This is a genomic window from Paenisporosarcina antarctica (assembly GCF_004367585.1).
GTDB lineage: Bacteria > Bacillota > Bacilli > Bacillales_A > Planococcaceae > Paenisporosarcina > Paenisporosarcina antarctica.
In genome coordinates, this window is record NZ_CP038015.1 from 576,336 (window position 1) to 589,104 (window position 12,769).

The 12,769-nt window shown below is 34.2% G+C and carries 12 protein-coding genes; 9 read left to right on the forward strand and 3 right to left on the reverse strand.

The features are described from left to right. Positions 1–445 precede the first annotated feature (445 nt). The 5 genes from E2636_RS02865 to E2636_RS02885 all read left to right on the forward strand — a co-directional run bounded on the left by E2636_RS02865 (position 446) and on the right by E2636_RS02885 (position 5,330). Positions 446–1,405 (forward strand): L-lactate dehydrogenase, encoded by a 960-nt coding sequence (locus tag E2636_RS02865; RefSeq protein ID WP_134208829.1) that lies wholly within the window; start codon positions 446–448, stop codon positions 1,403–1,405. Positions 1,406–1,910: 505 nt separating this feature from the next. After that, on the forward strand, positions 1,911–2,792 hold the full coding sequence (locus E2636_RS02870) for a phosphoribosyltransferase-like protein (RefSeq protein WP_134208831.1): 882 nt from the start codon (positions 1,911–1,913) through the stop codon (positions 2,790–2,792). Then, positions 2,792–3,109, forward strand: coding sequence for a hypothetical protein (locus tag E2636_RS02875; RefSeq protein ID WP_134208833.1), 318 nt, complete (start codon positions 2,792–2,794; stop codon positions 3,107–3,109). Before E2636_RS02870 ends, E2636_RS02875 begins: the two co-directional genes overlap by 1 nt. Before the next feature lie 205 nt (positions 3,110–3,314). Next, a complete protein-coding gene (locus E2636_RS02880; protein ID WP_134208835.1) occupies positions 3,315–4,334 on the forward strand; it encodes a retron St85 family RNA-directed DNA polymerase in 1,020 nt (339 codons plus the stop codon). 687 nt (positions 4,335–5,021) lie between these two features. After that, entirely contained in the window at positions 5,022–5,330 is a 309-nt protein-coding gene (locus tag E2636_RS02885; protein WP_134208837.1) for a hypothetical protein, read from the forward strand. Positions 5,331–5,700: 370 nt separating this feature from the next. Here E2636_RS02885 and E2636_RS18875 read toward each other — a convergent pair whose 3' ends face one another. Next, positions 5,701–5,916: a hypothetical protein gene (locus E2636_RS18875; RefSeq protein ID WP_166669473.1), complete on the reverse strand. Its 216-nt coding sequence runs from the start codon at positions 5,914–5,916 to the stop codon at positions 5,701–5,703. 283 nt (positions 5,917–6,199) lie between these two features. On the opposite strand from E2636_RS18875, the gene lexA reads away from it, so the two are divergent. Further along, on the forward strand, positions 6,200–8,635 hold the full coding sequence (gene lexA / locus E2636_RS02890; RefSeq protein WP_134208839.1) for a transcriptional repressor LexA: 2,436 nt from the start codon (positions 6,200–6,202) through the stop codon (positions 8,633–8,635). A gap of 208 nt (positions 8,636–8,843) precedes the next feature. After that, positions 8,844–9,365 carry a DinB family protein gene (locus E2636_RS02895; protein ID WP_134208841.1) on the forward strand — a complete coding sequence of 174 codons (522 nt, stop codon included), beginning with the start codon at positions 8,844–8,846 and terminating at the stop codon, positions 9,363–9,365. A 359-nt stretch (positions 9,366–9,724) separates the two neighbouring features. On the opposite strand, the gene madM is transcribed toward E2636_RS02895, so the two are convergent. Both madM and madL read right to left on the reverse strand, forming a co-directional pair. After that, positions 9,725–10,489, reverse strand: a complete 765-nt coding sequence (gene madM / locus E2636_RS02900) for a malonate transporter subunit MadM (protein ID WP_134208844.1) — start codon at positions 10,487–10,489, stop codon at positions 9,725–9,727. Then, positions 10,470–10,901, reverse strand: a complete 432-nt coding sequence (madL, locus tag E2636_RS02905; protein WP_134208846.1) for a malonate transporter subunit MadL — start codon at positions 10,899–10,901, stop codon at positions 10,470–10,472. Before madL ends, madM begins: the two co-directional genes overlap by 20 nt. 263 nt (positions 10,902–11,164) lie before the next feature. On the opposite strand from madL, the gene E2636_RS02910 reads away from it, so the two are divergent. Next, the gene (locus E2636_RS02910; protein WP_134211732.1) at positions 11,165–11,797 is read left to right on the forward strand and encodes a GntR family transcriptional regulator; all 633 of its coding nucleotides are present in this window, start codon (positions 11,165–11,167) and stop codon (positions 11,795–11,797) included. A 27-nt stretch (positions 11,798–11,824) separates the two neighbouring features. Then, positions 11,825–12,754 (forward strand): ACP S-malonyltransferase, encoded by a 930-nt coding sequence (locus E2636_RS02915; RefSeq protein WP_134208849.1) that lies wholly within the window; start codon positions 11,825–11,827, stop codon positions 12,752–12,754. Positions 12,755–12,769: the final 15 nt, after the last annotated feature.

Sequence of the window (12,769 nt, forward strand, 5' to 3'; positions counted from 1 at the left end):
AATCATATAATAAATAACATAAAGCCAACCTAAAAAGCCATGTAATATAGCCCATCCTATGGACTGATAAGCTGTGTAAGAGATCACCATGGAAAGACAAGTTCCAAAACCTATTCCCTTCTTTATGACAGCAACAGTTTTTTGTTCATTTGTACGAGTTATTTATTTCCCCTCCATACTTATACTTTGATAACCATTAATAAATATGTAGTGCATAAACATTATATTGAAAAATTCATGGAATTATGTCAAACGAAAGGGAGCAAGGCGGGAAAAAGGAAATGTGGTTGCCATTACTAGGGGGGCAATGAGTTATATTTTATTTGTTATTATTACTTTGGTTACAGATATGATAATCTATTTAAAAGTTTAGATGATTAATAGTGAATTTTTTAATAAAATATTTCCTTTTACAACCATATTGATATGAAAGGAAGATCAACTTATGAAAAAAGAAAAAATAAGCAGTGTCGCAGTAATTGGAACAGGATATGTAGGGTCAAGCTACGCCTTTGCTCTTATGAACCAAGGAATTGTAGATGAGTTGATTATGATTGATGTAAATAAAGAAAAAGCAATCGGTGAGGTAATGGATCTGAATCATGGGAAAGTATTCACCCCAGATTCAACAAATATTCTCTTTGGAGAGTATAAAGATTGTGCAGATGTAGATTTAGTTGTTATTTGTGCAGGAGCAAACCAAAAACCAGGAGAAACACGACTTGACCTTGTGGATAAAAATCTGAATATTTTTAAAACAATTGTCGAGAATGTCATGGCAAGCGGATTTGATGGCATCTTTCTTGTCGCAACCAATCCCGTTGACATCTTAACGTACGCTACATGGCATTATAGTGGGTTACCGAAAGGACGAGTCATCGGATCTGGTACCATTCTTGATACAGCCCGTTTCCGATACTTAATAGGTGATTACTTTAAAATCGCACCAAAAAATGTGCATGCGTATATCATCGGAGAACACGGTGACAGCGAGTTACCTGTTTATAGTTCTGCAGACGTAGGTGGTATTCCCATTTTGAAAATGATTGAACGCCAAGAACAGTATAAAAAAGAAGATTTAGATGAGATTTTCATTAATGTGCGGGATGCAGCCTACAAAATCATCGAAGGAAAAGGTGCTACTTACTACGGCATCGCCATGGGACTTGCGCGAATTACAAAAGCCATTTTAAACAATGAAAATGGCGTGTTAACTGTATCTGCTCATCTGGATGGCCAGTATGGTGAAAAGAATGTATACATGGGTGTCCCCGCAATCATAAATCGGAGTGGAATCCGAGAAATTGTCGAATTAGAACTCAATGAAGAAGAACAACAAAAATTCCAACACAGCGCAGATGTCTTAAAAGCCATTTTGGCGCCTCACTTTGAGGAAGTAAAATAATAATTTTAAAAAACAGGCGATATCTTTCAGTTAGTATGCCCTGTTCTTGGATGGATCTGCGCATTTATTACCTCTGTTGTAAGTAGAAGTGCATTTTTCATGACGAAAAAAGAACAGACAATTTACTCGGGACATATTGTAGTCAATTTAAAAAGGAAATGAACAAGAGCTAGTAGGATTTTCTCGATTCTTTGAACAAGAATCATTTGATTTATTTCAGCTATCTCAATGAATCGGTTGCACAGCTACTTTTACACCGATACCTAACTTTTAAGAACCCAAATCATTGATCATTAAGAATCCAAATGACTTATTAAGTCAAAAGGACTTTGGGGATTTAATGAATGAACATGGGTTATAACATGGATGCCAACAAAATTCACATGCTAAGTAAGAGAAGGAAACCTTACTGGCTTAAAGAAGAAATTGAGACATATATCCATGATTTACACATAAAAAACAGACATTCGAACTATTGAAATTTATTTAAAGGATGAGTAGAAGAATGGATAATATAGCGGTCGAATTTATAACAAGAGTACAAAAGACATATTCTGATGAAAGATATTTTAAAGAAATAGATTCAAAGTATAGGAGTTGGATTGAAAATGTTAGGGCAAGTGATGATAAAAAAATCTTGAATAATTTGTTGTGCAATATAAGGTTTTTTTCGAAAACTGAAATCAAATCTATTTTAGAAGGAGAAATAAGTAAATTAAAAGAAAGCTATGATGGTTTAAATGATGTCGTTATTTTACCGTTAAATCCCATTAACGGTAGATATAATGGTTCAAATGAATTGGTATCTTTAATTAAAGAAATTGATATTGAAGCGCAATTTAATGGGACAAGATTGTTACCATACCGAGATTCAATTATTAATGATCTTCAATATGCTAAAGCTTATAATACTTTAATTTTTGTAGATGATATTTCAGGAACAGGAGGTACTGCTAGAAAATTTATAAATTCTCATTATGCTGAGTTAAAGGGAAAAAAAGTAATTTTTTTATTTTTAAGCGTTACTGAACAAGCAATTAAAGAATTTAATACTTTAACTGTAGAATATAACGAAGCTCATATTGAATTTATTTATTACATAAAATTAGAAAAGCTTTCTGCTATAAATATTTTATCAACAGCACAATATGCTAGATTAAGTAATATTGAGGAGGGTTTATGGGGAAAAAATCATAATAATATATTGGGATATAAAAATTCGGAATTATTAGTATTATTCTCTCATAATATCCCGAATAATACTGTTAGTTGTCTTTGGTACTTTTCAGAGGTGAATCCTAAAAAATGGAATAGATTATTTACACGAATCACCGCTCCAAATAGAAAGAGACAGAATTACTCGAATTCTAAAAGGAGTAATGTCTAATGGATAAATATAAAATGAATATGGTATTGCACTATTTCAATAATGTTGCAGCAAGTTATTCTTATAACGAATTGCTAATGATATTTGGATTCCAAATTGAGCAGTTAGATTTGATGTTAAGGGAATTAATTGAAGAAAATTTACTCAAACTTGATGGATATTATAAGGTAACTGAATCAGGAATTAATGAATTAAAGAGACTGGGTTTATATGAGACTGAATTTGAAAATATTGAAGAACAAGAAATTTTTACAAAAATGCCAACATGTATTTCAGAAATATATATACCAAAAAGGTTTAATAAAAGCTTTAAATGAAATATAATAAAATTGTCTAGCTTCTAGATTGGCTGGGAGTCTCAGTCATAATTAATGCTACTTTATAGCATTAGGGATAAAAAAGAAGGGCGCTTTTTAATCCCTAATCCAATTGCAAGCAATTGGATTAATATCGACAAGCGATATGAAGTAAATTAAAACAATAAATTATAGTAGAAGCTAGACAATAATTAGGAGATACATTATGGATTATGTAGATGAGTTAAAAATGAAGATGATTAATAGAGGATTCTCAACTAAATATATTGATAAATGTACAACATATGCAGAGAATTTATATAACAAAAATTCACCTATAATATTTGATATAAAACATTTATCGAAAATAATGGGAATAAGTTATCCTATATTGTTTCACTATATATATAATAATCAAAAATTTTATAAAGAATTTAAAATCCCAAAAAAATCTGGATCATATAGAGTTATTGATGCTCCAAGTCTAAACTTAAAAAAAATTCAAAGGTGGATTCTAGATAACATATTGGTGAATTTTTCTATTAGCAAATATGCCATGGGTTTTAAAAAACAAGTTAACATTGTTGAAAATGCACAGATACATACGAATAAAGAACTTGTATATAATATAGATATTAAAGACTTTTTTCCATCAATCTCATTCGAAAATGTTTATTTTATATTTTATAATATTGGATATTCATCAGAAGTTTCGTATGCTTTTGCTAAACTAATGACCTATAAAGGATATTTACCTCAAGGTTCTCCATGTAGTCCAATTATATCTAACATACTTTGTATCAATCTTGATGAATCAATGAATTCTTTATCAAAGAATATTGGAGCGAATTATTCAAGATATGCAGATGATATGACTATATCAACAAATGATATACCTACATTTTTAGTTAAAAAAGGAGCTTTTAAAAATATTATTGAGTTCTATGGTTTTAAATTAAATGATAAAAAAGAACGTATGCAATATAAAAATCATCCTCAATTTGTTACTGGGCTTTTGGTTAATAACAAAGTACGGGTTAGAAGAGTATTTAAAAAAGAAGTTGAACAGCAAATTTATTATTGTGAAAAATATGGAATATTTAATCATTTGAAAGAGTTAGGTTTGGAAGATAGGTCATTTTTTAAAGAATATATATATGGTAAAGTAAATTTTATTAAAAGTGTTGAACCTGAAGTTGCTGAGCGATTTCTTGAAAGATTGAATCGATTAAAATGGTCTTATTGACAATTTTATTAGAAGGTGAAAATGAATCGATTGAAACCCAAATTAAAATAGAAGTTAAAGCTGAGAAATTAAGCAAAACTTTCAAGAAGCAAAATATGATTAAGTGAAAATAAGTTATTTCGGAGAATTTGTATGTTTATACAGAATCTCATTGTGAACACGGATAGATCAATACATTCAAAAGATAGGGATATTGGACGAGAGATAACCTCTTGATCAATATCCCTTATTTTGATCCCAAACAATAATACTAAAGTAAGTACTAATATCTACTGATTATCTTTTCTGCATTTGATTCCTTCTGTCTACTTAATCTTGCTTGCCACAGCTTGCTACTGTCCCCGAAATCAGTCTCAGGCTCATTTTTATTGCTGTATTCAGTATTACTAAAAATCATAAAATTACTGCTTCAGCAATTGCGAAGGGATTTACAAGTATGAATCGGAAGCGGGATTTTAGAAATCGAGTGTTTCTACAGGGATATGTTCTCGGATACTAGTCGCTGGTTTGTAGGGTAGATAGAGTTGATATAGTGCATAGGTAAGGAAGTTCTAGAATCTGAAGTGGTTTCTAGGACTTCCTTATTGATTTGGTATTAATGATTAACTGCATTGTGAAGAACACTGCAGAAAACTAATATTTATACTTTTCGACAAAATATTACATAAAAAATGGAGGAGACATATCATGGCACATTTCTCATTACAAACATTGAGAAAAATTATTGAGTACTTTCCTACTCCACAAGAAGAGTACAATCTTGACCCTTCCTATGAAGATACAAATTCAGAAATTGTGGAGCATTCTATAATTAGACCTTATGCAATACCTGAAAATGTAGCAATTTTTAAGAACTTGCAACAATTTCAAGATGTAGGACTAGTAGTACCTATTGAATCAGATTATATGTATTTTGCTGCTATGAATTCTAAATCATGTAGACTTACATCTTTAGGTCATCATTACTGGAGGCTTGTTAAAGACAAAAGACTTTAATTGAGTAAATCATTTTAGTGGGAAAATTTTATTGTTATTTAATTTTAGTTTTTTCAGGGCTTCTGCCATCCCCTTTTGCTGAAACGATCGGTTATGGGAGCTTCTAAATTACAGTATATATTGAAAAACTAGAAGACACCCCCAATCAAGCTACTATTAGCTTGATTGGGGGTGTCTTCTGTTTGCAAACTCGAGGAACGAAATAGTAATAATTGTTCCTTTTCTAGGAATGGGAAAATACAAGAGCAGCTGAAGTGCATCTTCCTAAGTCGAGTATATTGCTCTATGGTGAATACTAGTAGCAACCTTGTTAAACTCATTTCCAACATCCTAGATCAAGGAATAGCCTGTTTTCATTTCGACGTCTTAATTAGTCATTATCAAAGTCTGTATCGAGAAAGGAAGGTTTCTTATCTTCCTTAATTTCTAACTTTGCCTTTATTTCAGATAATTCTTTTAGGATAATCTGAGTATTCAACCAAGCTGCAATTGAAGAAAAAATAGCCAAAACTAAACCAAGTGTGATTAAAACATTAATTAACAGTATACTCACCTCAATAGATGTTACTTTTACTAATATTACCATAAAAAATCAAGTGATATACGATATATAAGCAATTTCCGAAGAACCTTATGTTGATGACTAGTCATTGAATCCTCTGTTCCTTTGTTCGATCAACTAAACCCCTAGCAAAAAGAAGACTTTTACCATCAAGCGATACTCCCCAGATAACCTACACTTGCACAAGGAAACAATAACACAAGTCAATTTCTTCAATATTAGAAAGAAAGTTGCTATATACCTAATCAGTATCTAAAATAGATATAAGAAGAAAGTCCCTGATAACTATTAGAATGGAGGTGGCAAGATGAAACTAAATATGGAGCAACGAAGGATTGTAGAGCTCGAACCAAATGGTCATATGATGGTTAAAGGTGTTGCAGGGTCAGGCAAGACGACTGTGGCAATTAGACGCATTTCCTTTTTGCAAAATCATTACAGTCATGAAGAAGATGATACGATTCTTCTCGTCACTTACAATAAAACACTACTACAATACATAAAATATCAATATCAAAAACTTGCCGATGAAGAGCAGGAAAAATATGAACAGTTATTCGCCAAGGAAAGTGAGGTTGAAATTGTAACGATTGATAGCCTCATGTATAAATATTTTACACAGCACATACGCCGTTTGAACCTTTCATTGAAACCCTCTAATAATATGTTGGATCATAAGGTAATGATAAAGGCGATCCACCATGTGCAACACAAATACCCGAAGAGTAAAATAATATCTCCCAAAAATAGTCTTTTCTTATTGGATGAAGTAACTTGGATTAACGCCTGTCAGATTGAAGATGTAGCCACGTATCAACAAATTGATCGAACAGGCCGAGCATCGGGTGGGAGTGGGGCACCTCAAAAACTTTCGAGAAACTCAGATCTTCGTGCAGGAATCTTTGAATTGATGGAGACATTTAACGAATTACTTGCCAAAGAAGGTTATCTAACCTTTAAACAAATGAACTTATTGGCTTTGCAAGAAGCCCAGCAAATGAATCACGGGAAGTATACACATGTCATCATAGATGAAAGTCAAGATTTGACGAAAGTGCAGCTAGAATTTTTAAAATGTATATATCAGGAGAAAGCATATTCGTCGATCATGTTTGTTGCAGATAATACACAAAGTATTTATTCGCAATCATGGCTCGGAAAAGGAAGACCATATACATCAATAGGGTACGATATGAGTGGGAAATCAAGAATTCTCAGTAAAAATTATCGTACAACGACTGAAATTTCAAAGGCAGCCTACCAGCTCATTGAAAATGATTCTTCTATTAATGCGAATGTAGACTTTGTAAAGCCTTCATTAATTGATCGGCATGGTCATCCACCTATTTATCGTTTTTTTACGTCAAGCCAAAATCAAATCAACTTTTTAATTAAAGAAATACAGACGCTTACAAATGATTATCGATATGCTGAAATATGTATTGTAGCTAAAGAAAAAAGAATTATTGAGAGCGTGAGCCAAGGATTACAGAGTGGGGGAATTGCATGTGAAATCCTTCAGTCTTCGGAAGCCAATTTTGAGTCGGATAAAGTGAAATTGGTGACCATGCATTCGATTAAAGGGCTAGAATTCAAAGTCATCTTTTTGATTGATTTGAATGAAGGTGTCATCCCGAATACGCGACTTTATGATTTGGATGAAGAAGAAATGATGGATTCAGAAGATCGCAAATTGTTGTATGTAGGGATGACGCGGGCAAATGAATTGTTATATATGTCTTCCGTTAATAAGCCAACCAAATTTATTAAAGAAATGAATATGGAATATCTTCGGATGCAAAGAGATTGCCAATTACGTCCTTTCCAATCCATTGGAATTCAAGGGTATGAGCTAACAAACCAAGTGACTGATCTAAATTCTAAAGAAGAAGTTGTCCGTCAATGGTTGATACGGGAGCTATACCAAACGTATGGATATCCACTTGATTTGTTGGAACTGGAGTTTCCGGTACAGCAGTTTTCAAAAAAAGGCTATATTGATATTGCTGTGCAGATCTATGCCAAAGGTGAAATTGTTCCGTATATCTTCGCTGAAGTGAAACGGTTCGGAAGTGGAATTCAAGATGCCACCCAACAATTGAAATCGTATCTAGAAGCAAATTCACGTGTCCGTTATGGAATCGTTACGGATGGAATCGATGTGATTTGTATGGATCGATCAGGTGAGGTTCTCAATGACCTGCCGAAATGCCAACCGCAATTTTTACCTGAAACGAAAAATAGAAAATTGTATGTAAACTTGAAAAATAATAAAAAGTATAGCATGTCAACAGAGTTAGACAATGAAAATATTGTTGAAATTACGGACGTAGAATCAGGCTTATTGGTGAATTTTGATATGAAATGCAAGATTCCCCTTATTGGCGATGTGGCAGCAGGCGTTCCAATATCCATCAATATTGTGTATGATTCTGTCCTTACTCTGCCTAAAGAATGGGTTGTATCTGAATCAAACTCATTTGCACTCATTGTTACAGGCGATAGTATGAAGGATGCAGGTATCGATAAAGGGGATGTTGTCATCGTCAATCGTCAGCAATCTGCTTCTAATGGAGATATTGTCATTGCCATTATTGACGAAGAAGCGACCATGAAGAAATTCATGCCAATGGGTGACTCCATCCTACTCCTTTCCGAGAACCCGAAATACGAACCAATCCAAATGAAGAAAGAAGATGTGTTGATTAACGGCAAAGTTATTGGATTTATGAAGAATCAATAAGTCTCATTTGCAGAAACTGATTAAATTAATGAATAAAGCGACTGAAATTAAATTTCGGTCGCTTCAACTTTTTTACGGATTTGAAAACTTTTTTTAAAAAATATGGGTGGCACTTTATCCTCAAAAATGCACAGGTACCAACAAAGGAAAAAGTGCCACCCATAGAAAAGGGATAATGATAAACTATTTATAGAGGGAGGTTATCATAATGAAGTTTCAGATTGAAGAGGCAATTGAAATACTCGAACGTACACCAAAAGTTCTTAGTAATTTACTTATTGGATTATCGAATTCATGGACTGTTTGTGACGAAGGAGAAGCAACTTGGAATGCCTTTGATGTAATTGGCCACCTTATCGAAGGGGAAAAATATAATTGGATTCCACGAATAGAAACAATTATTTCAAAGGGAGAAACGGAAAACTTCCCTGTATTTGATCGCTTTAGTCAACTTCACCAAAACTCACAGAAAACTATTGAACAATTGCTTAGTGAGTTTACTGAACTCCGTTTGAATAGCCTAGAAAGGTTAAGCAGTTTAATTAACTCTCTTACAGATTTAGAACAAACGGGTTTACATCCGGAATTTGGAAGTGTAAAACTTAGAGAACAAATATCAACATGGGTTGCCCATGATCTTGATCATATATCCCAAATTGCCAGAGTGATGGCAAAACGGTATAAAGAAGATGTTGGACCTTGGAAGGCTTATCTGCGTATCCTGAATTAATAAACTCTTAAAAAACTTATAATTGGACCCAAAATGCTAGAAGAGATAGATCAATTGCATTAATAAAGCAGGGATCCAGCAATTAAGCTAGTAGCTTAATTTTTATAATATTAGTTATTCAAATGATGAAAAATAAAAGGGAAGACACCTATACTCATAGCATATTATTCTAAATTCGATACATACGATACTCAAGTAATGAAATGCGGTTTCCCTAAGGAAATAATATTTCAAACTGGAGTAATATAAATACAACTGCCGCCTGCAAGTAACTCTCTGACATTATCAATATTTTATAAAAATAAGAGAGGACGATCCTATAAGTCAGTAAATAATGACTTATAGGATCGTCCTCTTTTCTATCCGAAAATAGCTTTTGTCATTAAATACAATACTGATGGAGCCAATAAGACGCCAAGACCTGTATAAAATGTTGCTGTGACAGCGCCATAAGGTACTAATTTAGGATCTGTTGCAGCAAGACCGGCGGCAACACCGCTTGTTGTTCCCATCAACCCTCCATAAACCATGGCTGAGCGAGGATTATTTAAACCAATGTACTTAGCAATAAACGGGGTGCCAATCATTGTTAAGATTGATTTCACAAGTCCGGCTGCGATACTGATAGTAATTACTTCAGAGCTCGCCCCAATTGCAGCCCCAGTAACGGGACCAACAATATAAGTTGCTGTGCCTGCACCAATAGTTGTGAGACTGATAGGATCCCTATAGCCGAAAGCATAAGCAATGGCGACACCAACAACAAAAGACAATATGACACCAATGAACAGAGCTGCAACACCGTTCTTTCCAGCTTTTTTAATTTCATCGAAACTAGCGCCGAACGAAGTAGCAACAATCGCAAAATCTCGAAGCATTCCACCGCCCATTAACCCGATCCCAGCAAAGATGCTAATATCCGCTAGCCCTTTTTCGCCCCCTGTTAGCACTCCTCCTATATAGGCCAGTAATAAACCGAGAATAATGGCAATTGCTGACCCGTGGATTCGTCCTTTTGTTAATTTATCAGAAAGAACGTATGCGACGTACATCGTTATACCAATGACTGCGAAGGAAACTATCAGTGGATTATTTGAAAAAACTTTACTTAATGTTTCGAGCATTGTAATCTTCGTCCCCTATAATAATAGTATTTTCTTCTACAGTTTTATCAATTGCTGTCTCAGATCCACCCTTACTTAAAAGAGGAACAAGCATCCAACTAATTACAACAGCTGCAATCCCTGCCATAATGGCGAGCGGGCCGCCGTCAAGTGCGCCAGCTACATTTTGATTAGCCGACATTGCAATGACGATTGGAATGTACATCGCACTCCAAAAACCGAGCCCTTCTTGAGCCGGCTGACTAAGTTTGTCACGTTTTTTTAAGTAATCAACGAGTAGAATGAGTATTATCATCGCAAGACCTATACCGCCTACATTTGCTTCAATACCAATGGAGAGACCTAATAATTCACCCAAAAAAACACCAATCAGCATACAAATTGCCAGTAATGCTACACCAAAAATAACCATATTTACACCTCACTGTTTTATTTTTATTAAAGTAGTTAACACCGTAAAGAAAACAAAATAGATATTAAAGCAAGCGCTTACATTTAAAAAATATACAGTCGACTGTATTCTGGATTTATCATAAAGGGAAAAAAATAAAAAAGCAAACAATTATTTTAATTTTCTAAAAACATTGAATATTTTTTTGTTTGTTTGTATAATATAGTCGACGGTCGACTATATTCTAAATTCAAGAGAGGGGCTTCAACTTGAAATTCAATTTCATGAATAACGCATTATCTACTTTAATTGCAGAACATATAACAGAACAGATAATTACCGGTGTACTTAAGTCAGGTGACAAGTTAGTTGAACATATCTATGCTGAAAAATACAGTACGAGCAGGGCACCAGTTCGTGAGGCAATATACTTACTTGCAATTGCAGGGCTGGTTGAAAGAATTCCACGAAAGGGAGCGATTGTAAAAGATTATACCGAAGATGAAATATACGATCTTCTTGAAATTCGAAATATGCTTGAAAATATGGGGATGGATAGAATTAAAAAGAAGGGGATAGATAACGTTTTATTAAAAGAAATGAATCAACTATTTGAAGAAATGAAAAAAGTTGAGGATGTCTATTCCTATACTCAATTAAATCACTCTTTTCATATGTGTCTTATTAAGATGAGTAAAAGTGAAATGATTAATGATATGTACTCTCGTCTTGGCTGGCCGTTGTTAAAAATTCAAAGTAACTCTTTTACTAACGAAGGGAATATAGAAAAATCCATTTTAGAACATGAAATCATAATAAAATTGTTAGAACAACAAAACTTTACAGAATTGTCAGTAGTTTTATCGAAACATAATAGAGACGTGATAAGTAGTATCCAAAAAAAGACTCGTTCATAGTTTATCAAATCTAAGGAGGCTAACAATGTGAAGCTTGCTTTTTTGTTTCCTGGGCAGGGTTCCCAGAAGCCAGGACTTCTAAATGATTTGCCAAAATGTGCTGCAGTAGAAAATGTGCTAAATACAGTTACCGAAACATTAAATGAGAGCGTTTTCAATTTCCATTCGAAAGAGGCACTTGTTTCAACAAAGGCTGTTCAGCTTACACTTTTGACTGCGGGAGTAGCTACTTTTAAAGCATTTGAAGCTGAAGGAGTAAAACCTGATTTTGTCGCGGGTCATTCTGTCGGTGCATTTAGCGCCGCGGTGGCTGCGGGTGTCATTGAACTTAAAGACGCAGTCAAAATCGTCAAGTTACGTGGCGAGTTAATGGAAAAGGCATACCCAGAAGGATATGGCATGGGCGTTGTACTAGGGATGGGATTTTATAAACTTCAATCGCTTGTTGCTGAACATTACGATGAAAAAAGTCCTGTATTTATGGCGAATCAAAATTCCCAAGATGAAATAACGATCTCTGGTGCTTTACCAGGGCTACAAAATGTACTCGATCATGCACGGCAGAATGGTGCACGTTGTGCCACAATGCTAAATGTTAGTACACCATCACATTGTCCACTTTTATCATCTGTTTCAGATGATCTAACTGGAGCGCTTCATGATATTTTATTTTATAAGCCAGTTATTCCATATGCGGGAAATCGAAGGGCACGTCTTTTGTATGACCCTGTCGACATACGGCAAGATCTCGCTGAAAGTGTTTCTTCTCCTGTTCAATGGAATGATGCTTCTAGGGTTCTGTATGAAAAAGGAGCAAGACTTTTTATCGAGATGCCTCCGGGATCAGTGCTGTCACGTTTAGCAACAAAGGCTTTTCCGGAGGCTAGAGTTTTATCAGTAGCGGAGAATGGTTTTGATGATTGTCAGTTTGTTGCAAAACAACATCTATTGAAATGATGAAAGGGGAATGAG